The sequence below is a fragment of the Pseudomonas oryzihabitans genome, from assembly GCF_007665395.1.
Lineage (GTDB): Bacteria > Pseudomonadota > Gammaproteobacteria > Pseudomonadales > Pseudomonadaceae > Chryseomonas > Chryseomonas psychrotolerans_C.
Genome location: NZ_VDND01000011.1, coordinates 170,746 through 196,479, shown reverse-complemented (window position 1 = coordinate 196,479; position 25,734 = coordinate 170,746). Strand labels below are relative to the sequence as shown.

Annotated in this window: 22 protein-coding genes; 8 read left to right on the top strand and 14 right to left on the bottom strand. The window is 67.6% G+C overall.

Going from position 1 to position 25,734, the window contains the following annotated elements; translation table 11 throughout:
- Positions 1-346: 346 nt before the first annotated feature.
- Positions 347-1,894 (top strand): apolipoprotein N-acyltransferase, encoded by a 1,548-nt coding sequence (lnt, locus tag FSV73_RS20655; protein WP_145010737.1) that lies wholly within the window; start codon positions 347-349, stop codon positions 1,892-1,894.
- On the opposite strand, the gene FSV73_RS20650 is transcribed toward lnt, so the two are convergent.
- Both FSV73_RS20650 and FSV73_RS20645 read right to left on the bottom strand, forming a co-directional pair.
- Positions 1,885-2,646 carry a YdcF family protein gene (locus FSV73_RS20650; protein ID WP_145010734.1) on the bottom strand — a complete coding sequence of 254 codons (762 nt, stop codon included), beginning with the start codon at positions 2,644-2,646 and terminating at the stop codon, positions 1,885-1,887. The genes lnt and FSV73_RS20650 overlap by 10 nt on opposite strands.
- A 40-nt stretch (positions 2,647-2,686) precedes the next feature.
- The gene (locus FSV73_RS20645; RefSeq protein WP_260856129.1) at positions 2,687-3,010 is read right to left on the bottom strand and encodes a hypothetical protein; all 324 of its coding nucleotides are present in this window, start codon (positions 3,008-3,010) and stop codon (positions 2,687-2,689) included.
- A 177-nt stretch (positions 3,011-3,187) separates the two neighbouring features.
- Here FSV73_RS20645 and leuS point away from each other — a divergent pair, with 177 nt between their 5' ends.
- The 6 genes from leuS (at position 3,188) to pgm (ending at position 11,055) form a co-directional block, all read left to right on the top strand.
- On the top strand, positions 3,188-5,851 hold the full coding sequence (leuS, locus tag FSV73_RS20640) for a leucine--tRNA ligase (RefSeq protein WP_145010728.1): 2,664 nt from the start codon (positions 3,188-3,190) through the stop codon (positions 5,849-5,851).
- 25 nt (positions 5,852-5,876) lie between these two features.
- Positions 5,877-6,491 carry an LPS-assembly lipoprotein LptE gene (lptE, locus tag FSV73_RS20635; protein ID WP_145010725.1) on the top strand — a complete coding sequence of 205 codons (615 nt, stop codon included), beginning with the start codon at positions 5,877-5,879 and terminating at the stop codon, positions 6,489-6,491.
- 48 nt (positions 6,492-6,539) lie between these two features.
- A complete protein-coding gene (gene holA, locus FSV73_RS20630) occupies positions 6,540-7,583 on the top strand; it encodes a DNA polymerase III subunit delta (RefSeq protein WP_145010722.1) in 1,044 nt (347 codons plus the stop codon).
- A gap of 82 nt (positions 7,584-7,665) precedes the next feature.
- On the top strand, positions 7,666-7,827 hold the full coding sequence (arfA, locus tag FSV73_RS20625; RefSeq protein ID WP_145010719.1) for an alternative ribosome rescue factor ArfA: 162 nt from the start codon (positions 7,666-7,668) through the stop codon (positions 7,825-7,827).
- Between the two features lie 84 nt (positions 7,828-7,911).
- On the top strand, positions 7,912-9,234 hold the full coding sequence (locus FSV73_RS20620) for a lytic murein transglycosylase (RefSeq protein ID WP_145010716.1): 1,323 nt from the start codon (positions 7,912-7,914) through the stop codon (positions 9,232-9,234).
- 156 nt (positions 9,235-9,390) lie between these two features.
- Positions 9,391-11,055, top strand: coding sequence for a phosphoglucomutase (alpha-D-glucose-1,6-bisphosphate-dependent) (gene pgm / locus FSV73_RS20615; RefSeq protein WP_145010713.1), 1,665 nt, complete (start codon positions 9,391-9,393; stop codon positions 11,053-11,055).
- A gap of 133 nt (positions 11,056-11,188) precedes the next feature.
- On the opposite strand, the gene lipA is transcribed toward pgm, so the two are convergent.
- From lipA to FSV73_RS20555, 12 genes are all read right to left on the bottom strand, one after another.
- Positions 11,189-12,190: a lipoyl synthase gene (gene lipA / locus FSV73_RS20610; protein ID WP_145010710.1), complete on the bottom strand. Its 1,002-nt coding sequence runs from the start codon at positions 12,188-12,190 to the stop codon at positions 11,189-11,191.
- Position 12,191: 1 nt separating this feature from the next.
- Positions 12,192-12,848 carry a lipoyl(octanoyl) transferase LipB gene (gene lipB / locus FSV73_RS20605; protein ID WP_145010706.1) on the bottom strand — a complete coding sequence of 219 codons (657 nt, stop codon included), beginning with the start codon at positions 12,846-12,848 and terminating at the stop codon, positions 12,192-12,194.
- Positions 12,848-13,123 carry a DUF493 domain-containing protein gene (locus FSV73_RS20600; RefSeq protein ID WP_058762176.1) on the bottom strand — a complete coding sequence of 92 codons (276 nt, stop codon included), beginning with the start codon at positions 13,121-13,123 and terminating at the stop codon, positions 12,848-12,850. The genes lipB and FSV73_RS20600 overlap by 1 nt, the downstream gene beginning before the upstream one ends.
- 73 nt (positions 13,124-13,196) lie before the next feature.
- Positions 13,197-14,357 carry a D-alanyl-D-alanine carboxypeptidase family protein gene (locus FSV73_RS20595; RefSeq protein WP_145010703.1) on the bottom strand — a complete coding sequence of 387 codons (1,161 nt, stop codon included), beginning with the start codon at positions 14,355-14,357 and terminating at the stop codon, positions 13,197-13,199.
- A 126-nt stretch (positions 14,358-14,483) separates the two neighbouring features.
- The gene (locus FSV73_RS20590; protein ID WP_145010764.1) at positions 14,484-15,458 is read right to left on the bottom strand and encodes a septal ring lytic transglycosylase RlpA family protein; all 975 of its coding nucleotides are present in this window, start codon (positions 15,456-15,458) and stop codon (positions 14,484-14,486) included.
- 14 nt (positions 15,459-15,472) lie between these two features.
- On the bottom strand, positions 15,473-16,495 hold the full coding sequence (mltB, locus tag FSV73_RS20585; protein ID WP_145010700.1) for a lytic murein transglycosylase B: 1,023 nt from the start codon (positions 16,493-16,495) through the stop codon (positions 15,473-15,475).
- A 21-nt stretch (positions 16,496-16,516) separates the two neighbouring features.
- Positions 16,517-17,620 carry a rod shape-determining protein RodA gene (gene rodA / locus FSV73_RS20580; protein ID WP_145010761.1) on the bottom strand — a complete coding sequence of 368 codons (1,104 nt, stop codon included), beginning with the start codon at positions 17,618-17,620 and terminating at the stop codon, positions 16,517-16,519.
- A gap of 44 nt (positions 17,621-17,664) precedes the next feature.
- The gene (gene mrdA / locus FSV73_RS20575) at positions 17,665-19,572 is read right to left on the bottom strand and encodes a penicillin-binding protein 2 (RefSeq protein WP_145010697.1); all 1,908 of its coding nucleotides are present in this window, start codon (positions 19,570-19,572) and stop codon (positions 17,665-17,667) included.
- A 12-nt stretch (positions 19,573-19,584) separates the two neighbouring features.
- The gene (rlmH, locus tag FSV73_RS20570) at positions 19,585-20,052 is read right to left on the bottom strand and encodes a 23S rRNA (pseudouridine(1915)-N(3))-methyltransferase RlmH (RefSeq protein ID WP_007159668.1); all 468 of its coding nucleotides are present in this window, start codon (positions 20,050-20,052) and stop codon (positions 19,585-19,587) included.
- A 3-nt stretch (positions 20,053-20,055) separates the two neighbouring features.
- Positions 20,056-20,406 (bottom strand): ribosome silencing factor, encoded by a 351-nt coding sequence (rsfS, locus tag FSV73_RS20565; protein ID WP_145010693.1) that lies wholly within the window; start codon positions 20,404-20,406, stop codon positions 20,056-20,058.
- A gap of 20 nt (positions 20,407-20,426) precedes the next feature.
- Positions 20,427-21,080, bottom strand: a complete 654-nt coding sequence (gene nadD, locus FSV73_RS20560; protein ID WP_145010690.1) for a nicotinate-nucleotide adenylyltransferase — start codon at positions 21,078-21,080, stop codon at positions 20,427-20,429.
- Positions 21,080-22,339: a glutamate-5-semialdehyde dehydrogenase gene (locus FSV73_RS20555; protein WP_145010687.1), complete on the bottom strand. Its 1,260-nt coding sequence runs from the start codon at positions 22,337-22,339 to the stop codon at positions 21,080-21,082. Before FSV73_RS20555 ends, nadD begins: the two co-directional genes overlap by 1 nt.
- A 262-nt stretch (positions 22,340-22,601) precedes the next feature.
- Between FSV73_RS20555 and FSV73_RS20550 the strand changes: the two genes are divergently transcribed.
- Complete coding sequence (locus FSV73_RS20550) at positions 22,602-25,619, top strand: cellulose biosynthesis protein BcsC (protein WP_145010684.1); 3,018 nt, start codon at positions 22,602-22,604, stop codon at positions 25,617-25,619.
- The last annotated feature ends 115 nt before the right edge of the window (positions 25,620-25,734 follow it).

Genomic DNA, 25,734 nt, shown 5'->3' with positions numbered 1-25,734 from the left:
GTCGCGCTTCCAGAATTCCGGGAATGCCCCGGATGAACAACCTACTGAGAGATCACAGCTAGCGCAGTGCTTGCCCCCTCTCCCTCCGGGAGAGGGCTGGGGTGAGGGCCGGTCTCATCCTACGGCCCCCCGTAGGTTGGGTTGAGCGCAGCGAAGCCCAACAGGCCTTGCCTCGAGGTCGCCATCGTTGGGCTTCGACGATGCAGCTGTCTCAGCCCAACCTACGGATCACCATGGCTTCCCCTGCTCAACTGCGACCTGCCTCGCGCTCCCCTGCACGCACCTTTGGCGCTCTCCCGCGCTGACGAGTAAGCTTGCGCAGCCTCGATCGGACCAAGGATTTTCGATGCGCTGGACCACCCAACCCGGCTGGAAGGGCAACCTTCTGGCGCTCTTCGCCGGAGCCCTCACGCCCCTGGCGCTGGCCCCCTTCAACCTCTGGCCACTGGCCCTGCTGTCCGCCGGGCTATTCTACCTGGGGCTCAAGGGCCTCACCGCCTGGCGTGCTTTCCTGCGCGGCTGGTGCTACGGCTTCGGCGCCTTCCTCGCCGGCACCAGCTGGATCTATGTCAGCATCCATGACTACGGCGCCGCCTCCACGCCCCTGGCGCTGTTCCTCACCGTGGGCTTCTGCGCCGGCATCGCGCTGTTCTTCGCCCTGCCCGCCTGGCTCTGGGCGCTGTGCCTGAGACGCAACCAGGCGCCGCTGGGCGATGCCCTCAGCTTCGCCGGCCTGTGGTTCGCCCTGGAGCTGTTCCGCAGCTGGGCGCTGACCGGCTTTCCCTGGCTGTTCCTCGGCTACAGCCAGCTCAATGGCCCGCTGCAAGGCCTGGCGCCCCTGGGCGGCGTCTGGCTGATCTCGGCGGTCCTGGCGCTCACGGCCGCCCTGCTGGTCAACGCCACACGGCTGCTCCTGCGGCCGGCGGCCCTGGTCGCGGCCCTGGTGCTGGTGGTCGTGCCCTGGGTGGCCGGGGATGTCTTCAAGGGGCAGGTATGGACGCAACCGGCCGGCGCCCCACTCAAGGTCGCCGGGGTCCAGGGCAACATCGCCCAGGAACTCAAGTGGAATCCGGACCACGCCCGCGCCACCCTGGCGCTCTATCGCGACCGCACCGCCGAGCAGACGGACGCCGACCTGGTGGTCTGGCCGGAAAACGCCATTCCCGTGCTGCGTGAGTACGTCAGCGACTTCCTCGCCGCCGAGGGCGCCCTGGTGGCCGCCCATGGTGGCGCCCTGGTGACCGGCCTGCCGGCGCGGGAACGCGATGCCAATGGCGATTCGCGTTACTTCAACAGCATCACCGCGGTCGGCAACGGCTCGGGTACCTACTACAAGCAGAAACTGGTGCCCTTTGGCGAATACGTGCCGCTGCAGGAATACCTGCGCGGCCTGATCGGCTTCTTCGACCTGCCCATGTCCGACTTCGTCCGCGGCCCCGAGCATCAGGAACCCCTGCTGGTGAAGGGCTACCGGGTCGCGCCCTACATCTGCTACGAAGTGGTCTATCCGGAATTCGTCGCCGACCTGGCGGCCCGGAGCCAGCTACTGCTCACCATCAGCAACGACACCTGGTTCGGCAAGTCCATCGGCCCGCAGCAGCACCTGCAGATGGCGCAGATGCGTGCCCTGGAAAGCGGTCGCTGGCTGGTGCGGGTCACCAACGACGGCATCACCGCCCTGGTCGATCCCTTCGGTCGCATCAGCCGGCAGATCCCGGCCTTCGAGGTCGGCGTGCTGCAGGGCAGCGTGGTGCCCATGGACGGCCTGACGCCCTACCTGCACTACCGCCTCTGGCCGCTGGCGATCTTCTCCGCCCTAGTCCTGCTATGGGGCCTGGCGCTGCGGCGCCAGGATCGCGCCGAGCCGGCGCCACTGGCCGTCACTCAGGGATAGGCCAGCGGATAGAGCAGCAGGCCGGCGGCTTCGTTGAGCAACTGGGCGGTCTGCTCGACCGCCTTGGCTTCCGGCAACCAGCCGCCGAAGGGTCGCTGGTTGGGCACGCCGATGAAGCCCATGGGCGCGGCCACCACGGCGAAGCCCTGGCGCTCGAAGCACCAGCGCGAGCGGGCCATGTGGTAGGCCTGGGTGACCAGCACCACCCGCTTGACCCCCGCCTCGCGCAACAGCGGCGCGCTGAGCGTCGCGTTCTCCCAGGTGGTGCGGCTGGCGCCTTCCTGCCAGCGCACCGGCACGCCCAGGTCGCGCTCCATCACCTCGGTCATCAGCGCCGCTTCGCTGAGCGGGCGCCCATGGGGCGAGCCACCGGTGATCAGCACCGGCAGGCCGCTGTCCTTGGCCAGCCGCGCCGCGTAGCGCAAGCGCTCCACCGCCAGGTGACTGGCGGCATCGCCGGCCCAGCCGGGGTCGTCCACCTCGCGCCCGGCGCCCAGCACGACGATGGCATCCGCTCGCTCCGCCAGGCCTGGCCAGCTCGCCTCCGGCAGGGCGGCATCGCGTTCCAGCAGCCGCCCACCGACTTCCACCACCACCGGCAGGGTACTGGCCCAGAGGCCGAGCAGGCCGATACAGAAGCAGGCCAGGCCAAGCCGGGGATGCCGGCGGCGCAGCCACCAGCCGCAGAGCAACAGCAAGAGCAGGCCACCGGGCGGCAGCAGCAGTTGCTTGAAGAAATAGCGCAGACCCATGATCCCTCCGGGCGGGGCGACCTCCAGGCCGCGACGGCGCTCAGTGTAGGGGAGCGCGGACCCAGGCAGAAGGATTCTCGACCAGCACCTGCCGGCCATGGCACTGGCTGCAGAAGGAGCCGGCCGGCTGCACCCGGCCACAGCCCAGGCAGCAGGCCAGGGCCGCGTCCGTGGCCTGATGGCGCGCCAGCCAGCGCCTGACCAGGGCATACTCGGCCGCGCTCAATCCCTGCAGCTCGATTTCGCCGTAGGCGCTGTCATAGAGACGCTCCTGGGTCGCGGCCTCATCCAGGGCCAGCGCCAGTCGCCGCTGCAGGCGCACATCGGCCGGCAGGCGTTCGGACTCGCGTCGAAACTTTCCCATGATGGCGATCATCCTCCCGGAGGGTTGAACAGAGGTTCAAACAGCCTAGTACGGCCCTTCCGACCTTGCCTCCCCTAGAGTGCGAAACAAGCGGCAGCGTGGGACATTTCCCCGCGCTCTGGGGGTCATGTATGCTTGGCGGCTTGATCAAACGCCTCTGCAGCCCTCGACACGCCCATGCACGAACACTACCAGCCCCGCGAAATAGAAGCCGCCGCCCAGTCCTTCTGGGACCAGAATCTGTCCTTCAAGGCCGTCATGCGCCCGGGCCAGGAGAAGTTCTACTGCCTGTCGATGTTCCCCTACCCCAGCGGCAAGCTGCACATGGGGCACGTGCGCAACTACACCATCGGCGACGTCATCGCCCGCTACCAGCGGATGCTGGGCAAGAACGTGCTGCAGCCCATGGGCTGGGACGCCTTCGGCATGCCCGCCGAGAACGCCGCGATGAAGAACGGCGTGGCCCCGGCCAAGTGGACCTACGAGAACATCGCCTACATGAAGTCCCAGCTGCAGAGCCTGGGCCTGGCGATCGACTGGTCCCGCGAGGTCACCACCTGCAAGCCGGACTACTATCGCTGGGAGCAGTGGCTGTTCACCCAGCTGTTCGAGAAGGGCATCATCTACCGCAAGAACGGCACCGTAAACTGGGATCCGGTGGACCAGACCGTACTGGCCAACGAGCAGGTCATCGACGGCCGCGGCTGGCGCAGTGGCGCGCTGATCGAAAAGCGCGAGATCCCCATGTACTACTTCCGCATCACCGACTATGCGGAAGAGCTGCTGACGTCCCTCGACCAGCTGCCCGGCTGGCCCGAGCAGGTCAAGACCATGCAGCGCAACTGGATCGGCAAGTCCCGCGGCATGGAGGTGCAATTCCCCTATGACCAGGACAGCATCGGCGCCGCCGGTACCCTCAAGGTCTTCACCACCCGCCCCGACACCCTGCTCGGCGCCACCTATGTCGCCGTGGCCGCGGAACACCCGCTGGCCACCCAGGCCGCCCAGGGCAATGCCGGGCTGCAGGCCTTCATCGACGAGTGCAAGCGCGGCGGCGTCGCCGAAGCCGACATCGCCACCCAGGAGAAGAAGGGCCTGGACACCGGCCTGTTCGTCCGCCATCCGCTGACCGACGCGCGCCTGCCGGTGTGGGTCGCCAACTACGTGCTGATGCACTACGGCGACGGCGCGGTCATGGCCGTGCCCGGTCACGACGAGCGTGACTTCGAATTCGCCAACAAGTACCAGCTGCCCATCGTCCAGGTGGTGGATACCGAGGAAGCCACCCGCGTGCTGGCCAACCCGGACGACTTCAGCCCCGCGGAATACGAGCGCTTCCAGTTCGATCCGGTGCAGTGGAAGGACTGGTACGGCAGCAAGGACGGCTTCCTGATCAATTCCGGCGCCTATGACGGCCTGGCCTACGATGCCGCCTTCGACGCCATCGGCGCGGCCCTGCAGGCCAAGGGCCTGGGCCAGCCGCGTACCCAGTTCCGCCTGCGCGACTGGGGCATCAGCCGCCAGCGCTACTGGGGCTGCCCGATCCCGATCATCCATGGCGACGACGGCATCGACATCCCGGTACCGGCCGACCTGCTGCCGGTGGTGCTGCCCGAGGACGTGGTGCCGGATGGCGCCGGCTCGCCGCTGGCGCGCATGCCGGAGTTCTACGAGACCGTCGATCCGCGCAACGGCCAGCCGGCCCGCCGCGAGACCGACACCATGGACACCTTCGTCGAGAGTTCCTGGTACTTCGCCCGCTATGCCTCGCCGACTTTCACCGGCGGCATGCTGGACAAGGAAGAAGCCAACTACTGGCTGCCGGTCGACCAGTACATCGGCGGCATCGAGCACGCCATCCTGCACCTGCTCTACTCGCGCTTCTTCCACAAGCTGATGCGCGACCAGGGCCTGATCGACTCCGACGAGCCCTTCGAGAACCTGCTCACCCAGGGCATGGTGGTGGCCGAGACCTACTACCGCACCAATCCCAACGGCAGCAAGGACTGGTTCAACCCGGCCGATGTCGAGGTGGAACGCGACGCCAAGGCCAAGGTGATCGGGGCGCGCCTGAAGAGCGACGGCCAGCCGGTGGAAATCGGCGGCGTCGAGAAGATGTCCAAGTCGAAGAACAACGGCGTCGACCCCCAGGCGATGATCGACCAGTACGGCGCCGACACCTGCCGGCTGTTCATGATGTTCGCCTCGCCGCCGGACATGAGCCTGGAATGGTCCGACTCCGGCGTCGAGGGCGCCAGCCGCTTCCTGCGCCGCGTCTGGCGTCTGGCCCAGGCCCATGTGAGCCAGGGCCTGCCGACCGCCGGCGCCCTCGGCGAGCTGTCGCCCACCCAGAAGGACGTCCGCCGTGCCATCCACCTGGCCATCCGCCAGGCCAGCCAGGATATTGGCCAGCATCACAAGTTCAACACCGCCATCGCCGCGGTCATGACCCTGATGAACGTGCTGGAAAAGGCCGCCCAGGACAGTGACACCGATCGCCGCCTGCTGCAGGAAGGCCTGGAGGCCGTCACCCTGCTGCTGGCGCCCATCACCCCGCACATTGCCCACGGTCTCTGGCAGCAGCTGGGCCACAGCGACGCGATCATCTACGCCCGCTGGCCGCAGGTGGACGAGAGCGCCCTGGTGCAGGACAGCCTGCAGATCGTCATCCAGGTGAACGGCAAGCTGCGCGGCCAGATCGAAGTACCGGCCGATGCCAGCCGCGAGGCCATCGAGGCCGCGGCTCGCGCCAACGAGAACGTGGCGCGCTTCACCGAAGGCCTGACCATCCGCAAGGTCGTCGTGGTCCCGGGTAAACTGGTCAACATCGTCGCCAACTAAGACACGCGAACGGAGCAGACAACAGATGAAGAAACGGATTCTCCCCGGCCTTGCGGTAGTCGGCCTGGCGACCCTGCTGACCGCCTGCGGCTTCCAGCTGCGTGGCACCGGCGAAACCCGCCTGCAGATCACCGAGCTGAACGTGACGGCGCGCGACGCCTACGGCCAGACCGTCAAGGACGTGCGCGACATGCTCGAAGACGCCCACGTCCGGGTGACCTCGGGTGCGCCCTACACCCTGGACCTGGGTGGCGAAGGCCAGAGCGAGCGGACCGCCAGCTACACCAGCGGCGCGCGCAGTGCCGAAGTCGAGCTGACCACCCGTCAGCCCTACACCATCGTCGGCAAGAACCAGGCGGTGCTGGTCAGCGACTACCTGGAAACCCAGCGCTACTACGTGACCGACCAGAACAACATCGTCGGTTCCGAGCAGCAGAAGGACCAGTTGCGCCGCGAGATGCGCCGCGAACTGGTGCAGCAGCTGGCCGCTCGCCTGCAGGCCCTGACGCCGGAGCGCCTGGACAAGCTGCAGCGCGACGCCGACGCCCGCGCCGCCGCCCAGGCCGAAGCCGAGCGCCGCGCCCGTGAGTCCGCCCCGCCGCAGCAGTCGCCCATCGACATCCCCACCCCCGCGCGCTAAGCGCAGCGCCCGGAGCCGCCAGGCTCCGGGCTGCCGTCCCGGCCCTTCATGAAACTCAACGCCAACCAGCTCGGCAAGCAGCTCCAGGGCACGCTGGCCGCCGTCTATGCGGTCAGCGGCGATGAGCCCCTGCTCTGCCAGGAAGCCAGCGACGCCATTCGCGGGGCCGCCCGTGCCCAGGGCTTCGACGAACGCGAAGTCTTCGACGTCGATGCCAGCTTCGATTGGGGTCGCCTCTACGAAGCCGGCGCCAGCCTGTCGCTGTTCGCCCAGAAACGCATCCTCGAACTGCGCCTGCCCACCGGCAAACCGGGCGACAAGGGCTCCGCCGCCCTGCTCGACTACCTGGCGCGACCCGCCGAGGACACCCTGCTGCTGATCAGCCTGCCGCGCCTGGATACCGCCGCCCAGAAGACCAAGTGGGCCAAGGCTCTGCTGGAGCACGAGCAGGCGCAATTCGTGCAGATCTGGCCGGTGGAACTGGCGCAGCTGCCGCAGTGGATCAACCAGCGCCTGGCGCGCCTGGGCCTGGCCGGCACCCCCGAAGCGGTCGAACTGATCGCCGAGCGGGTGGAAGGCAACCTGCTGGCCGCCGCCCAGGAAATCGAGAAGCTCCGCCTGCTCACCGAGGGCTCCCAGGTGGATGCCGACACCGTGCGGGCCTCGGTGGCCGACAGCGCCCGCTACGACGTCTTCGGCCTGCTCGACGCCGCCCTCGCCGGCGACGCCGCCCACGCCCTGCGTATCCTCGATGGCCTGCGTGGCGAGGGCGTGGAAGCGCCGGTGGTGCTCTGGGCGCTGGCCCGGGAGCTGCGCCTGCTGGCCAACCTGGCGCAGCTGCAGGAAAGCGGTACGCCCCTGGAGCGGGCCTTCACCCAGGTGAAACCGCCGGTGTGGGACAAGCGCCGGCCCTTGCTGACCCGCGCCCTGCAGCGGCATGGCGCCCGCCGCCTGGAAGCCCTGCTGCGCGATGCCCAGGTGGCCGACGAACAGATCAAGGGCCAGGCGCCCGGAGAGGTCTGGCTGACCCTCGCCAGCCTCGCCCTGGTCCTCGCCGGCAAACGCCTGGCGCTGGGCAAGCCCCTGTCCTAGCCGCCCTTGTCACGGCCGCTACTTGCAATAGACTGGCGTGCCCCCATCTTGGGGAGGCATCCAATCCAGCGGAGTACGCAGCATGGCCAAGAAATACAGCCGCGGCCCCAACAAGGCCAAGGCCCTCGTCAGTGACCCTCGTTTTCGCTCGCACCAGGAGCGACCCGCCAAGGGCAAGGGCAGCTACCGCCGCGAAGCCTTCTCGTTGCACGACGAGAAGGCTTCGGTCTTTCTGGCCGCCTGAAAGACCAGCGGATACGCCTACCAGACGCCGTGACCCGGGGCATGCTAAGGTGACTGTTCCTGCCTAGACGTCCGGTGGAGACAGATGCAATTCGGGAAATCCCGCGGATTCAAGACCGGTGGCCTCCTCGCCGGGACCCTGGTCACCCTGCTGACCGCTGCCCTGGCCGCCTGTGCCCAGACCCAGACGACGCCCACCGCGGCGCCCTCCTCGCCCTCCTCGTCCAAGCCCGTGCCGGCGGCCAATACCCCCGCCTCGGCGGCCGAGGCCATGCCCCAGCCCGATGAAAGCTTCGAGCAATGGCGCAGTCGCTTTCGCGCCCTGGCGCTGGGCCGAGGCATTTCCGCCGCGACCTTCGACCAGGCCTTCGCCGGCGTCCAACCCGATCCGGCGGTGATCGCCGCCGATCGTAGCCAGCCGGAATTCACCAAGCCGGTCTGGGAATACCTGGACACCGCCGTCTCGCCGCTGCGCGTGCGCAATGGCAAGACTTTGATCATCCAGCAGGCCGGCCTGCTGGCCGCGCTGGAGGCCCGCTACGGCATCGAGCCGGCGCGCCTGGTGGCCTTCTGGGGCATGGAAAGCAACTACGGTAACAACATGGGCAACAAGGGCGTCATCCGCTCCCTGGCCACCCTCGCCTACGAGGGGCGCCGTCCGGACTTCGCCCAGGACCAGCTGGTCGCCGCCCTCGGCATCCTCCAGCACGGCGACGTCACCGCCGACCGGATGATCGGCTCCTGGGCCGGTGCCATGGGCCAGACCCAGTTCATCCCCACCACCTACGACCAGTACGCGGTGGACTTCGACGGTGATGGTCGCCGTGACATCTGGGGCTCCACCGCCGACGCCCTCGCCTCCACCGCCAATTACCTGAAGGCCTCCGGCTGGCAGGATGGCAAGCCCTGGGGCTACGAGGTCCGGGTGCCGGCCAACTTCGACTACAGCCTGGCCGACATGGGCGTGCGCAAGAGTCTGGCCGAATGGACGGCGCTGGGCATCCAGGGCCTTGGTCTGCCACAGCCCGCCGCCCAGGCCAGCGACAGCGCCTCGCTGTTGCTGCCCGCCGGCCACCGGGGTCCGGCCTTCCTGGTGTTCAACAACTTCCGCACCATCCTCAAGTACAACAATTCCACCTCCTACGCCCTGGGCGTGGCCCTGCTCTCGGAACGCTACCGTGACGCCGGCCAGGTCGCCGCCAGCTGGCCCACGGACGACCTGCCACTGAGCCGCAGCGAACGGGTGGAACTGCAACAGCGCCTCGCCGCCCTGGGCCTCGACCCGGGCAGCGCCGACGGCATCATCGGCGCCAACACCCGCAAGGCCATCCGCATCTACCAGCAATCCCAGGGCTGGCCCGCCGACGGCTATCCCAACCACCAGTTGCTGGAGCGGTTGCGCGGCTGACACCCCGTCCTGGCGATCCTCAGCGTGCACGAGTCGGCATTCTGAGGATCGCCATCCCGGTGCAATGAGCAAACTGCGACCGCCAAGGTCGAACGCGAGTCGCGTCGCCCGGGGTACTCGAAACGCCCGGGCTCCATTCAAGCCAAGGAACCCGAGATGAGCATTGCCGCCAACGCAGGACGCCTCCCCGACGAGAACACCCTGACCCACCTGCCGCGCCTGGTGGCGCGCTACTACAGCGATCGTCCCGATCCCAGCGATCCGGGCCAGCAGGTGGCCTTTGGTACCTCCGGTCACCGCGGTTCCTCGCTCAAGGGCAGCTTCAACGAGTGGCATATCCTCGCCATCACCCAGGCCATCTGCGAGTACCGCCAGGCCCAGAGCGTCGACGGTCCGCTATTCATGGGCATGGACACCCATGCGCTGTCCGAGCCGGCCTTCATTTCCGCCCTGGAAGTGCTCGCCGCCAACGGCGTGGAGGTGCGCATCGACGCCGGCTGCGCCGAGACCCACGGCGAGCCGGGCTACACGCCGACCCCGGCGCTGTCCAACGCCATCCTCGAATACAACGCCGGCCGCAGCTCGGGCCTGGCCGACGGCATCGTCATCACCCCATCGCACAATCCGCCGGCCGATGGCGGCTTCAAGTACAACCCCACCAACGGGGGTCCGGCCGACACCAACGTCACCAAGTGGATCCAGGATCGTGCCAATGCCCTGCTGGTGGCCGGCCTGGAAGGCGTCAAGCGGATGGATTACCGCCAGGCGCTCAAGGCCTCCACCACCCATAAATTCGATTTCCTCGACAGCTACGTCGGTGGCCTGGGCCAGGTCATCGACCTGGAGGCCATCCGCGGCTCCGACCTGACCTTTGGCGTCGATCCCCTCGGCGGCGCCGGAGTGCACTACTGGCCGCGCATCGCCGAGCGCTATGGCCTGCCGCTGGAGGTGCTCTCCACCCGCGTCGACCAGACCTTCCGCTTCATGCGCCTGGACTGGGACGGCAAGATCCGCATGGACTGCAGCTCGCCCCATGCCATGGCCGGCCTGATCGAGAACAAGGACAGATTCGACGTCTCCTTCGCCTGCGACACCGACCATGACCGCCACGGCATCGTCGCCCGCTCGGTGGGCCTGCTCAATCCCAACCATTATTTGGCGGTGGCCATCGAGTACCTCTTCACCCACCGTCCGCAGTGGAGCCAGCAGGCTGGCATCGGCAAGACCCTGGTGTCCTCCTCGATGATCGACCGCGTCGCCCAGGGTATCGGTCGCCAGGTGGTGGAGGTACCGGTGGGCTTCAAGTGGTTCGTCGATGGCCTGCTGGATGGCAGCCTGGGCTTCGGCGGCGAGGAATCCGCCGGTGCCTCCTTCCTGCGGAAGGCCGGCGGCGCCTGGTCCACCGACAAGGACGGCCTCATCCTCGGTCTCTTGGCCGCGGAAATCACCGCCGTGACGGGCAAGGACCCGGGCGAGCGCTACCAGGCACTGACCGAGCGTTTCGGCGCCCCGGTCTACCAGCGCATCGACGCCGCAGCCGACCGCGAGCAGAAGGCCCGTCTGAGCAAGCTGTCCGCCGCCCAGGTCACCGCCAAGGAGCTGGCCGGCCAGCCGATCACCGCCATCCTCACCGAGGCCCCCGGCAACGGCGCCGCCATCGGCGGCCTCAAGGTGGTCACCGAGAACGGCTGGTTCGCCGCCCGCCCCTCGGGCACCGAGGACGTCTACAAGATCTACGCCGAAAGCTTCGAGGGTGAGGCCCACCTGGGTCGCATCCAGGAAGAAGCCAAGGCGCTGGTGGATGGGGTGCTGCGCGGGTAGTAGCGTGCACCCTCACCCCAACCCTCTCCCAAAGGGAGAGGGGGCTAACGGCAGATCGGCAGGGGGGAAGGTTTCATAGCCGCAATAGAAAAGGGCAGCCACGGGGCTGCCCTTTTTCATGATGACTGCAGGATCAGCCGATCTTCTTCGCGCCGTGCGCCTGCTGGTCGGCGTGGTAGGACGAACGAACCAGCGGACCGGAAGCGACGTTCTTGAAGCCCATCTTGGTTCCTTCTTCGGCGAACCAGGCGAAGGTGTCCGGATGGACGAAGCGCTGCACTGGCAGGTGGTTGCGCGACGGCTGCAGGTACTGGCCGAGGGTCAGCATGTCGATGTCGTGCTCGCGCATGCGCTGCATGACCTCGATGACCTCCTCGTCGGTCTCGCCCAGGCCGAGCATCAGGCCGGACTTGGTCGGCACGTGGGGCACGCGCTTCTTGAAGTTCTGCAGCAGGTCCAGCGACCACTCGAAGTCCGAACCCGGGCGCGCGGCCTTGTACAGGCGCGGGACGGTCTCCAGGTTGTGGTTGAACACATCCGGCGGCTCCTGCTCGGTGATGGCCAGGGCCACGTCCATGCGACCGCGATAGTCCGGCACCAGGGTCTCCAGCTGGATACCGGGGGTCAGCTTGCGGATCTCGCGCAGGCAGTCGACGAAATGCTGGGCACCGCCATCGCGCAGGTCGTCGCGGTCCACCGAGGTGATCACCACGTACTTGAGGCCCAGGTCGGCGATGGCCACCGCCAGGTTCTTCGGCTCGTCCACGTCCAGCGGCTTCGGCCGGCCATGGCCGACGTCGCAGAAGGGGCAGCGCCGGGTGCAGATGTCACCCATGATCATGAAGGTGGCAGTGCCGCCGGAGAAGCACTCGCCCAGGTTCGGGCAGGACGCCTCTTCGCAGACACTGTGCAGCTTGTGCTTGCGCAGCAGCTGCTTGATGCGCTCGACCTCGGGGGTGACCGGGATGCGCACGCGGATCCAGTCCGGCTTGCGCGGCAGCTCCTCGGTGGGAATGATCTTTACCGGGATGCGTGCGACCTTCTCGGCCCCGCGCAGCTTGACGCCGGCTTCCACCTTGTTCGGGCGGGCGGGCGGGGTAAGGGTCTGGACGCTGTCTTGTACTGTTGTGGTCATGTCAATCCGATTCCAGGGTGATCGGTTCGGGGTAGCCCAGGCGCCGGCTCAGGTGACGGACCAGAGCCTCGCGGACCTCGTCGAAAGCTAATGGCCCGGTCACCAGATCGCGCAGCTGGGTCATGGCCAGGCCGGCATAACCGCAGGGGTTGATCCGGCGGAAAGGCGCCAGATCCATGTCAACGTTGAGGGCCAGTCCGTGGAAGGAGCGGCCATTGCGGATGCGCAGCCCAAGGGAGGCGATCTTGGCGCCGTCCACGTAGACACCCGGGGCATCGGCCCGGGCGGCGGCAGTCACACCCCAGTCGGCGAGCAGCGCGATCAGGCTGTCTTCCATGGCACTGACCAATTCTCGCACGCCCAGGCCCTTACGGCGAACGTCCAGCAGCACATAGGCGATGAGCTGACCCGGGCCATGGTAGGTGACCTGGCCGCCACGGTCGACCTGCACCACGGGGATGTCCCCGGCGGCGAGCAGGTGCTCGGGCTTGCCGGCCTGGCCCTGGGTGAAGACCTCTGGGTGTTGCAGCAGCCAGAGTTCGTCGGGCGTCGCGGGACCGCGCTCGTCGGTGAAGCGGCGCATGGCCTGCCAGGTCGCCTCGTAGGGCCGCAGGCCCCAGCGACGCACGCCCAGGCTGGCCGGGGCGGGGGTCGTCATCAGATCACCATGTGCACGCGGCCGGTGGCGCGCAGGTCCTGGTGGATGGCCTGCAGCTGGTCCACGCCGGTGGCGGTGATCAGCACCTGTACCGACAGGAAGCGCCCGTTGCGGCTGTCGCGGGTCACCAGGGTGCCGCGGTCGAGGTCCGGCGCGTGGCGCTGGACGGTGTCGAGCACCAGCTCGGCGAAATCGGCACCGGCATCGCCGATCACCTTGATGGGATAGCGCGGGCAGGGAAATTCGATCTTGGGGGGTTGTACGTCTTCGGTCATGCGGACTTCCAGGCCGACCGCGGTCGGCAGGGGGTGAAAGGCCCGCGTGCGCGGGCCTTTCCAGGGCGACGGATCAATTGAACAATCCGTAGAAGAACAGGCGAATGCTATCCCACAGGCGACGGAAGAGGCCACCCTCCTCGACCGGCTGCAGGGCGACCAGGTCGGCGGTGTGCACCACCTTGTCATCCAGCTTCACCTCCACCTTGCCGATCACCTGGCCCTGGGCGATGGGCGCGATTAGCTGCGGATTGAGCACCATCTCGGCGTGCAGCTTCTTGGCCTGGCCGCGCGGCAGGGTCATGGTCAGGTCATTGGCCAGACCGGCCTGGACCTCACGGGCGTCACCCTTCCACACCGGCGCCTTGGCCAGCTCGGTACCCTTCTTGTAGAAGGACTGGGTTTCGAAGAAGCGGAAACCGTAGGTCAGCAGCTTCTGGGTCTCGGCGGCGCGGGCCTGCTCGCTGTTGGTGCCGAACACCACGGCGACCAGACGCATGCCGTCGCGCACGGCCGAGGCCACCAGGCAGTAGCCGGCTTCGTCGGTGTGGCCGGTCTTCAGGCCATCGACGGTCTTGTCGCGCCACAGCAGCAGGTTGCGGTTGGGCTGCTTGATGTTGTTCCAGAAGAATTCCTTCTGGGAGTAGATGGCGTAGTGCTGGGCATCGGCGTTGATGATGGCGCGCGCCAGGATGGCCATGTCATGGGCCGAGGAATAGTGGTTCGGATCCGGCAGGCCGGTGGCGTCCATGAAGTGGGTGTTCTGCATGCCCAGCTTCTGCGCGGTGGTGTTCATCATGTCGGCGAAGGCGTCTTCGCTGCCGGCGATGTGTTCGGCCAGGGCGACGCTGGCGTCGTTGCCGGACTGGATGATGATGCCGTGCAGCAGATCACCGACCGACACCTGGGTGCCGACCTTGATGAACATCCGCGAACCGCCGGTGCGCCAGGCGTGCTCGCTGACGGTGACCATGTCGGATTCCTTGATCCGGCCCCGGTTGATTTCCAGGGTGGCGATGTAGGCGGTCATCAGCTTGGTCAGGCTGGCCGGCGGCAGGCGCTGGTCGGAATTGGATTCGGTGAGCACGGCGCCACTGTTGGCATCCATGAGAATCCAGGCCTTGGCCGCCAGTTGGGGTGCCGCCGGAACCATAGTCTCGGCCGCCCAGACGGCCGGGACACAGGCGATCGTTACTAGGAAGAGCAGGCGTCGAGCGAGTTTTGCGATTGTCATCCGAATCTCTGAAAGGTTGGGGTATGGCAGGAGCAGCGGACCCAGGACGCACGACCGGCGCCGCGCCGCACGAGGCGGATCACGGCGCCGGCGGCCGGCGACTGGGCGTCATGAAGCATCCCTGCTTCAATCCGGTTGCACGAGAGACGCCTGGCCCAAACGGGCCACGCGTACGCTGTTCTGGAGCGGGGCGACTTCAGCCGGCTGGACCGGACCGAGGCGGACCCGATGCAAGGTCTGTTGGTTGCGCACCGTCGAGCTGATGAAGACCGGGGCACCGGTCAGGTCGCTGAGCTTGTCCTTGAGCAATTCCGCAGCGTCCGGATTGGCGAAGGCCGCCACCTGCAGATAGAGCCCAGCGGCTGGGACAGAAACGTTTTTTTTTGCGTCGACGGCGGCTGGCGTCACCGGCTCGGCGTGCTGGTTGACCGGCGGCGTGTAGGTCTCGATGGCGCCGAAGGTCTGGGTCTCGGTGGTCTTCTGGGCCACCGGCGCCTGGCGCGGCTGCGCCAGCACCATGGGCACCGCCTGGCCACGCTGGGCCCAGTACTGCTGCGGATCTATGCCTTCGACGCTGACGCGCGCCGTGCCGATCTCGGCATAGCCGAGCTTCTTGGCGGCGGCGAAGGAGAGGTCGATGACCCGATCGGAATAGAAGGGTCCGCGGTCGTTGACGCGCAGGATGACGCTGCGGCCGTTGTCCAGGTTGGTGACCCGCACGTAGCTGGGCAGCGGCAGGGTCTTGTGCGCCGCGGTCATGCCGTAGAGGTCGTAGGTCTCACCGTTGGCGGTGGCCTGGCCGTGGAACTTGGTGCCATACCAGGACGCCGTGCCGGTCACCCGGTAGTTGCGCGCGTCGGTCAGCGGGAAATAGGTCTTGCCCAGCACGGTATAGGGGTTGTTCTTCAGCGGCCCGTTGTAGGGCATGGGCACGGCATCGGGGATCCGGCTGACGTCCACGTCCCACCAGGGCGCCCCATCGCGATGCGGCCGCAGGTAGCCGCCCGGACCGGCGACGCCCTTGCTGGTCGGCTTGGGCGCCTGGCTGGAGCAGCTCACCAGCAACAGGCCGAGCCCCAGGCAGCCGGCCAGGCGCGCCATGGCAGCCAGGCGCCTCACGGCTTCTGGCCCTCGGCCGCATGGCGTTGGGCGATGGCGTTCGCCAGATCGGTCACCGCCATGGCGTACATGACGCTGCGGTTGTAACGGGTAATGGCGTAGAAATTGGGCAGGCCCATCCAGTACTCCGGTCCCTTGTCTCCGTCGAGGCGGAACGAGGTTACACGCAAATCGTCGCGCAGGGCAGGGTCCTGGGCGTTCCAGCCCAGGGCGCGCAGCTCGGCGACGCTCTTGACCGGCTCGATGCCGGCCACCACGCCCTCCTCCACCCGGTCGCCACTGACCTGGGCGCGGATCGCGGTCGGACCGCGGCCGGACCAGCCGTGGCGCTTGAAGTAGTTGGCCACGCTGCCGATGGCGTCGGTGGGATCGGACCAGATGTTGATATGGCCGTCGCCGTCGAAGTCCACCGCGTAGGCGCGGAAGCTGCCCGGCATGAACTGCGGCAGGCCCATGGCGCCGGCGTAGGAGCCGGTGAGGCTGAGCGGATCGACCTGCTGCTCGCGGGCGAGCAACAGGAATTCGCGCAACTGGCTGCGGAAGAAGGGTGCGCGCGGCGGGTAGTCGAAGGCCAGGGTGGAGAGCGCATCCAGCACCCGGTAGTTGCCGGTGTTGCGCCCGTAGAAGGTTTCCACGCCGATGATGGCGACGATGAACTGGGCCGGCACGTCGTATTCGCGCTCGGCGCGGGCCAGGGCTTCTTCGTGGGCCTTCCAGAACTCGACGCCCTGGGCGATGCGCCGGTCGGTGATGAAGATGGGACGGTATTCGCTCCACGGCTTGACCCGCTCGGCCGGCCGCGAGATGGCATCGAGGATGGCCTGCTTGCGTTCGACCTCACCGAACAGCGCCTGCAGCTGTTCCGGCGCGAAGCCGTAGCTCTGACTCATCTCGGCGATGAAGTCGCGCGCCTGCGGTGCCGCGTCGTAGTCTCCCGCGACGACCCCGGTCGTCACGCCCATCGCACCCGCGAGCCCCAGGCCCTGCAGGCAGCGACGCATCCATCCCATTATCGGCATCTAACCCTTCTTTGTTGCGTGTTAAACCTGGGCGATCCACTTGCGGTGCGTGTGGATCGACATCAAAACTCCGAACCCGGTGAACAAGGTGACCACCGAGGTGCCGCCGTAGCTGATGAACGGCAGCGGTACGCCCACCACGGGCAGCAGGCCGCTGACCATGCCAATGTTGACGAAGACGTAGACGAAGAAGGTCATGGTCACGCCGCCGGCGAGCAACTTGCCGAACAGCGTCTGGGCCTGCACGGTGATGGTCAGCCCACGCCCGATGAGCAGCAGATAGAGCACCAGCAGCAGGCAGACGCCGACCATGCCGAACTCTTCGCCGAGGACGGCAATGATAAAGTCCGTGTGACTTTCCGGCAAAAAATCCAGATGAGACTGGGTACCCAGCAGCCAGCCCTTGCCGAACACCCCACCCGAGCCGATCGCCGCCTTGGACTGGATGATGTTCCAGCCGGCGCCCAGCGGATCCATCTCCGGATCGAGGAAGGTCAGGATCCGCCGCTTCTGGTAGTCGTGCAGCACGAAGAACCACATGGCCACCGCCATGGGTACCGCGGCGCTCACCGCGCCGATCAGCCAGCGCCACTGCAGGCCGCCGACGAACAGCACGAAGCCGCCGGAGGCCAGCACCAGCATGGCGGTGCCGAGGTCGGGCTGGTCGAGGATCAGCACGAAGGGCACCACCACCAGCGACAGGCTGATCAGGCTGTGCTTGAAGTTGGGCGGCAGGCTGCGCTTGGACAGGTACCAGGCCATCATCATGGGCATCAGCAGCTTCATGAATTCCGACGGCTGGAAGCGGATGACCCCGGGAATGTTGATCCAGCGGGTGGCGCCCATGGCGTTGTGGCCCATGACGTCCACCACCACCAGCAAGGCCACGCCGATGACGTAGCCGAGCGGCACCCAGCGCGCCATGAAGCGCGGTTCGAGCTGGGCGACGATGGCCATGGCCACCAGCCCGAGGCCGAAGGAACTGGCCTGCTTGAACAGCAAATCCAGGTTGCGGCCACCGGCGGAATAGAGCACGAACAACCCAGCCGCGCCCAGCATCAGCAGCAGGATCAACAGCGGACCGTCGATGTGCAGGCGCTGCAACAGGGTGGCGCGCCGCTTCATCACGTCCCCTTCGGGGATGGTGCGGTCGAAATTGGGGGCGAGGCTCATGGCTGCACCTTGGTCGCGGAGGCGGTGGCGGCGGCCGTCCCGGGCCTGGCGTACTCGGCCTTGAGGTGACCCTGGTCGTCCAGCAACCAGGCGTCGAGCACCTGGCGCGCCACCGGCCCGGCCACGGCGCCACCGGACTCGCCGTTCTCGACCATCACCGCCACGGCGATCTGCGGATTGTCCACCGGGGCGAAAGCGACGAACAGGGCGTGGTCGCGGTGCCGCTCCTTGAGCGCCGCCGAGTTGTACTTCTCGTTCTGGCGGATGGCGACCACCTGGGCGGTACCGCTCTTGCCGGCTATGCGGTACTGGGCCCCGACGTTGAGCCGGTGGGCGGTACCGCGCGGATTCTGCACCACCATCTCCATGCCGTGGATGGCCCGGTCCCAGTAGGTCGGGTCCTTGAGATCGATGTCGGGCATGGGGTTGGGGTCCACCGGCGGCTGGCCATCCAGGGTCCTGGCCAGGTGCGGGCGGATCCACTGGCCATGGTTGGCGAGCAGCGCGGTGACCTGGGCCAGCTGCAGGGGCGTAACCTGCATGTAGCCCTGGCCGATACCGAGGATCAGGGTTTCACCGGGGAACCAGGTCTGGCGGCGGGTGGCACGCTTCCACTGGCGCGAGGGCATCAGGCCCGGCGCTTCCTCGAACATGTCCAGGGCGACCTTCTGCCCCAGGCCGAACTTGCCCATGTATTCCGAGAGCCGGTCGATGCCGATCTTGTGGGCGAGATCGTAGAAGTAGGTGTCGTTGGACCTCATCAGCGCCGTGTCCATGTCCACGTAGCCGTCGCCACCGTGGTTCCAGTTGCGGTACTTGTGGTCGTAGTTGGGCAGTTCGTAGTAACCGGGGTCGAAGACCTTCGCCTGGGGCGTGGTGGCGCCGGTGTCGAGGCCGGTGATGGCCACCGCCGGCTTGATGGTCGAGCCGGGCGGATAAAGGCCGCGCAGGACCCGGTTGTAGAGCGGGCGATCGATGGAGTCGCGCAGCTCGGAATATTCCTTGAAGCTGATCCCGGTGACGAAGGGATTGGGGTCGTAGCTGGGCTGGCTGACCATGGCCAGCACCTCGCCGGTCTTGGGCTGGATGGCGACGATGGCGCCGCGCCGGCCGCCCAGGGCGGCTTCCGCGGCCGCCTGCAGCCGCGAGTCGATGGTCAGGACGATGTCCTTGCCCGGCTTGGGGTCGGTCCGGTTGAGCACCCGCAGGACGCGGCCGCGGGCGTTGGTCTCCACCTCTTCGTAGCCCACCTCGCCGTGCAGCTCGGGTTCGTAGAAGCGCTCCACGCCGGTCTTGCCGATATGGTGGGTGCCGCTGTAGTTCACCGGATCCAGGCGCTTGAGCTCCTGCTCGTTGATCCGGCCGACGTAACCCACCGAATGGGCGAAATGCTCGCCCATGGGATAGTGCCGCACCAGTTGCGCGGTCACCTCCACCCCGGGCAGGCGGAACTGGTTGACGGCGATCTTGGCGATCTGCTCCTCGGTCAGCTCGAACAGCACCGGCACCGGCTCGAAGGGCCGCCGGCCCTGCTTCATGCGCTTCTCGAACAGCTCGCGGTCCTCCTCGGTGAGGCCCAGCACCTGCACCAGGGTATCGAGGGTCTGGCGCCAGTTGTCGGCGCGCTCGCGGGTGATGGTCAGGCTGAAGCTCGGCCGGTTGTCGGCGACGATGATGCCGTTGCGGTCGTAGATCAGTCCGCGGGTGGGCGGGATCGGCTGGACATGGACCCGGTTGTTTTCCGACAGGGTCGAGTGGTAGTCGTGCTGGATGACCTGCAGGTAGTACATGCGCGCCACCAGTACGCAGGCGAGCACGAGGAACAGCGCGCCGCCGACCGTCACGCGGGCGCGGACGAGCTGGGCGTCTTTCTCGTGGTCCTTGAGGCGTATGGGTTGCGACATCGCAGGTCTGGACTACTTGTGATACGGATGGCCGGCCAGTACGGTCCAGGCGCGGTAGAGCTGTTCACCGACCAGGATGCGCACCAGCGGATGCGGCAGGGTCAGCGGCGAGAGCGACCAGCGCTGTTCGCTGCGTGCCTGCACCTCGGGGGCGAGGCCCTCGGGACCGCCGACCATGAGGTTGACGGTGCGGGCTTCCAGGCGCCACTGCTGGAGTGTTTCAGCCAGTTGCTCGGTGCTCCAGGGCTTGCCGGTGACCTCCAGGGTGACCACCCGCTCGCCCGGCTGCACCTTGGCCAGCATGGCCTCACCCTCCTGGCGGATCAGCCGGGCGACGTCGGCGTTCTTGCCACGGGTCTGCAGCGGGATCTCGACGAGTTCCAGCGGCAGTTCCGGTGGCAGGCGCTTGACGTACTCGTGCCAGCCCTCCTCGACCCAGCGCGGCATGCGCGAGCCGACGGCGATGAGACGCAGGCGCACCGCTTATTCGCCGTGGGCGGCGCGGCTCTGCTCGGCACCGCGCCAGAGGCGCTCGAGGTCGTAGAACTCGCGGGTGGTCGGCAGCATCACGTGGACGACCACGTCCCCCAGGTCCAGCAGCGCCCATTCGCCGCCTTCCAGGCCTTCGCTGCCCAGCGGGCGCACGCCCTGCTGCTTGACCTTTTCCAGCACGTTGTCGGCCAGCGACTTGACGTGGCGGCTGGAGGTGCCGCTGGCGATGACCATGACGTCGGTCACGCTGGTCTTCTCGCGGACGTCCAGGGAGATGATGTCCTGGGCCTTCATGTCTTCCAGGGCGGCGATGGCCACCTGGACGAGTTGTTCGCTTTGCATGGTGTAGCTCTTACCTCGGTTCAGGAGGACGCCGGATAGAGGCCGTGCGTCCGGATGTAGTCAAGCACGGCATCGGGCACCAGGAAGCGGATGGACTTCCCGGTGGCCAAGAGGCCGCGGATCTGGGTGGCGGACACCGCGAGCGGGTTCTGCCAGATAAAGGTGATCTGCCCGCCCGGCCCCTTCAGGGCCTGGGGATCGGGCTGACTGCGCGCCGCCAGGAAATCGCGCAATTCCTGGCAGGGCTCGCTGTCGGCATCGGGCCGTTGCAGGACCAGGATGTGGCACAGCTCCAGCAACTCGCGCCAGCGATGCCAGCCGGGCAGGCCGCAAAAGGCGTCCCACCCGAGCATGAGCAGCAGCTGTACCTCATCGCCGAGTTCGGCGCGCAGGCTTTCCAGGGTCTCTATGGTATAGGAGTGGCGCGTCCGGCGCAGTTCCCGGTCATCGACCACCAGGGTCGCGACGTCGGCCACCGCCAGCTGCACCATCGCCAAGCGATCTTCGGCGGAGACGCTGGGCGCCTCGCGGTGCGGCGGCCGGGCACTGGGAATCAGCCGCAGCTCGTCCAGCGCCAGGGCCTCGGCCACCTCCAGCGCGGCGCGCAGGTGACCGATGTGCACCGGATCGAAGGTACCGCCGAACAAGCCGATGCGGGTGGGCAGGCTGCTCATCAGCTACGGACGTGACCGTCGCCGAAGACCACGTATTTCTCGCTGGTCAGCCCTTCCAGGCCCACCGGCCCGCGGGCGTGCAGCTTGTCGGTGGAGATGCCGATCTCGGCGCCGAGGCCGTATTCGAAGCCGTCGGCGAAGCAGGTCGGGGCATTGACCATGACCGAGCTGGAATCGACCTCGGCCAGGAAGCGCCGGGAACGGCCGAGGTTTTCCGTCACGATCGCATCGGTGTGATGAGAGCCATAGCGGTTGATGTGCTCGATCGCTGCGTCCAGGCCGTCGACGATGCGGATGGACAGAATGGGCGCCAGGTACTCGGTGGACCAGTCGGCCTCGCTGGCCGGTACGGCCTCGATCAGATCGCGCGTCCGCTCGCACCCGCGCAACTCCACACCCTTCTCCGCAAAACGCCGTGCCATGGCGGGCAGGAAGGTTTCCGCCACGCGGGCATCGACCAGCAGGGTCTCCATGGCACCGCAGATGCCGTAGCGATAGCACTTGGCATTGAAGGCGATGGACTCGGCCTTGGCCAGATCGGCCGCCTCGTCGACATAGACGTGGCAAATGCCGTCCAGGTGTTTGATTACCGGTACCCGGGCATCTTTGCTGATGCGCTCGATCAGATTCTTGCCACCGCGCGGCACGATGACGTCGACGAACTCGGGCATGGTGATCAGCTCGCCCACGGCGGCCCGATCGGTGGTCTCCACCACCTGTACCGAGGCGGCGGGCAGGCCGACCTTGGCCAGTCCTTTCTCGATGCACGCGGCAATGGCACGGTTGGAGCGAATGGCTTCGGAACCGCCCCGCAGAATGGTCGCGTTGCCCGACTTCAGACAGAGGCTCGCCGCATCAATGGTCACGTTGGGCCGCGACTCGTAGATGATGCCGATGACGCCCAGGGGCACGCGCATCTTGCCGATCTGAATACCTGAAGGACGGGCGCTCAGATCGCGAATGGCGCCAACGGGGTCCGGCAAGGCGGCGACCTGCTTGAGTCCGGTGATCATCGACTCGATGCGCGCCGGGGTCAGCATGAGGCGATCCAGCAGCGCGGACTCGAGTCCCGCTGCGGTCGCCGCGGCAACATCCTCGGCGTTGGCAGCGACCAAGGCTTCACGATCGGCGTCCAGGGCCTCGGCAATCGCGTTCAGGGCCAGGTTCTTCTGCGCGGTGGAGGTACGCGCGAGGACCCGCGACGCGGCACGGGCGGCCTGGCCAAGACGGGTCATGTAGGCGGAGACGGACTCGGTCATGGTCGACGGCCTGCGAAAGACGATGGGAAAGCCGCAGAGTATAGCGTCGCCAGCCCTGGCGCGGCCAGCGCCGAGGGGCCTGGCGATGGCATTCAAACGCGCGATTTGGTTGACTCGCCACGGCCTGTCGGGAATCATCCGCCGCTGTATTTGCCGTTCAGCTTGCGTTCAGCTATTCCCTAATAGCCGAAGCCGCTCCAGCTCTGCGCCAGCCGCCGACCGGGTGCTGCAGCGACGCCTCCCAGCCTTCACGGAAAGAACCATGCCCAAGCACCTCACCTTGCCCCTCGGCCTGCTCGCCCTGCTGATCCATGCCGACGCGACCTGGGCAGCCGCTGCCGACGTCGCCCCGACCGCGGCCGCCGTTTCGGCGCTGGAAGCCCAGCTGAAGAAGACGCCCCAGGACCCGGATGCCCTGGGCAAGCTGGGTAGCGCTCGCCTGGCGCAGAAACGCTACACCGATGCCGAGCAGCTGCTGACCCAAGCCGTACAGAAAGGCGGCAAGACCTGGCAGCCGGCCCTGGACGAGGCGCGCTATCACCACCTGCTGGAACGCGCCCATGCGGCCGAGAACAAGCGCGACCTGGACCAGGCACGGGATTTCAGCGTGGAGGCCATACGCCTCAAGCCCGAAGCGGTCGAGGCACAGCTGTTCCTCGCCGGCATCCAGAGCCAGAAGCGCCAATGGGAGCTGGCCGAGGCCACCTACCGCCAGGTGCTGATGCGCGAGCCGGCCAACGTCGACGCTTACTACGGGCGGATCGCCGCGCTCAACGAACTGGGCCGTACCGAAGAAGCCCTGCAGCTCACCAAGAACCTGCAGCCGAGCGCCAAGAGCCAGGTCAAGGGCCTGGATCGCCTGCGCGCCGGCCAGGCCATGCAGGAAGCCGAGGCCGCCGAGGCACGTGGCGATCTGCAGGGCGCCTCGCGCCTGCTCGAGCAGGCACGCCAGGAGTCGCCGGACGATCCCTGGCTGCGCCTCGCCCAGGCCCGTCTCGAGGTGCGCCAGGGTCGCCCGCGCGCGGCCCGCGACCTGGTCGACAGCCTGGTTAAGGACGGCGCCCAGCGCCCCGAGGTGCTCTATGCCAGCGCCCTGCTGTCCAACGAACTGGGCGAATACCCGCGCGCCATGCAGACCCTGATGCGCATCCCCCAGGCGCAGCGCTCGCCGGACATGAACGCCCTGGCGGCGCGCATCACCTTCAACGAGCAACTCGCCGAAACCGTCGCCCTGGCCAAGCAGGGTCGGCGCGAGGAGGCGCGCAGCCTGATGCAGCGCCTGGAGACCCGCGCCGGGCGCAATCCCGACCTGATCGGCGACCTGGCCGAAGCCTTCGCCACCGCCGGCGATCCCGAGCATGGTCTGGAATTGCTCAAGCCGATGATCGCTGGAGATACCCGGCCCGCGCCCGGCATGCAACTGCACTACGCCAGCATCCAGTTGCAGATGAACCAGGACCAGACCGTGGGCAACGTCCTGCGTGACCTGCAGGGCGTGGTGCTCGACAGCGGCGAGAAGCAGCAGTACGACGACCTCCTGGCCCGCTATCGCATCCGCCAGGCCGATCGCCTCACCGACCAGGGCAAGCTGGCCGCCGCCTACGACACCCTGGCGCCGGCGCTCAAGGCCAGGCCCGACGACAAGGCCGCCCAGGCCGCCCTGGCGCGCATGTATCTGGCCAGTGGCGACACCCAGAAGGCCCGCCAGCTCTATCGCGATGTCCTCAGCGACCAGCCGAAGGACGCCGAACTCTACCTGGGCGCCGCCGAGATCGCCGCCAAGTCCCAGGACAGCGTCACCGCCCGCCAGTACCTGGACCAGGCGGTCAAGCTGGGCCAGAGCGATCCCCTGGTACTGCGCCGCGCCGCCCTGCTCTACCGCGACATCGGCATGGCCGGTACCGCCACCAGCCTGCTGGAGCAGGTGGTGCAGGTGGAACGCCAGGATCGCGAATCCGCGGCCCGCGCCGCCGGTGCCAGCGACAACCCCTTCGCCACCCTGCCCGGGCAGACCCGCAGCGCTGACGCCCTGGCCGCCGTCCCGGCCGCCGCGGGCGGCACCGGGGGCAGCGCCGACTACGCCTGGAATGATCCGCTGCAGGCGCAGAAGGCCGTCAACAATCCCTTCAACGACCTGTCCGTGGTACCCACCAGCAGCCTGACGAGCAGCCTGGCCACCGAGCAGATCCTCGGCCAGCTGCAACGCGAGCGCAGCATCCGCATCACCCAGGGTCTCAGCGTGCGCAGCTACGACCCCAGCGGCAGCTCGCGCCAGACCACCGTCAGCGCGCCCCTGGAGATCTCCTTCCCCGCCGGCGACCAGCGCCTGGCCGTGCGCGTCACCCCAACGCGCATCAACGACAGCAGCAGCGACGGCAGCCAGAAGGAAAACGGCGTGGCGGCGTCCATCGCCGTGGAAGATGCCGGCCGCGGCCTCAAGGGCGACATCGGCGTCTCGCCGGTCGGCCTGAGGTACAGCACCGTGGTCGGCGGCGCGACCCTGGAGCGCCCGCTCAGCAGCCTGAGCGAAAACCTGCTCTATGCCCTGAGCGTCTCGCGGCGTTCGGTGACCGACTCCCTCGCCTCCTACGGCGGCATCCGCGATCCGCGCACCGGCCAGGAATGGGGCGGCGTCACCGCCAACGGCGGCCTGGCACGGCTGAGATACGACGACGGCCGCTACGGCTCCTACATCTACGGCGCGGCCCATCGCCTGACCGGCCATGACGTCAAGGACAACGATCGCTTCGAGATCGGTACCGGCGTCTACTACTACCTGCGCAACGGCCCGGACAGCCTCTTCACCGTGGGCCTTTCGGCCACGGCGATCGGCTACGACAACAACCAGAACCACCTAACCTATGGTCATGGCGGCTACTTCAGCCCGCAGCGCTACTTCGCCATCGGCGTACCCCTGGTATGGTCGCAGCGCGGCGATCTCTGGGCCTACCAGGTCCAGGGCATGCTGGGTGTCCAGACCATCCGCCAGGACGCTGCGGATCGCTACCCCGACGACGCCGCCCTGCAGGCGGCAGCGGAAGCCGCCGGCGAAGGCCAGTACGGCAGCAAGAGCAAGACCGGCGTGGCCTACGGCCTCTCGGCCAGCGGCGAATACCGCCTCAACGGCCAGTTCGCCCTGGGCGGCCGCCTGGGCATGGACAACGCCCAGGACGAGCGCGACATCAACGGCAACCTCTACCTGCGCTACTTCTTCGAGGAACAGGAAGGCCGGCCGCAACTCTCGCGTCCGCAACCCTACCGCTCGCGCAACGAGGAATAGCACCAAAGGCCCGCGCATGCGGGCCTTGTCTTTTCCGCGGCAAACTCATCCGTGGGCCCACCCGCTCTCACGGCGCGTCGTGCCATTCATCCTGACGTTCGTCACCCGCCCGACC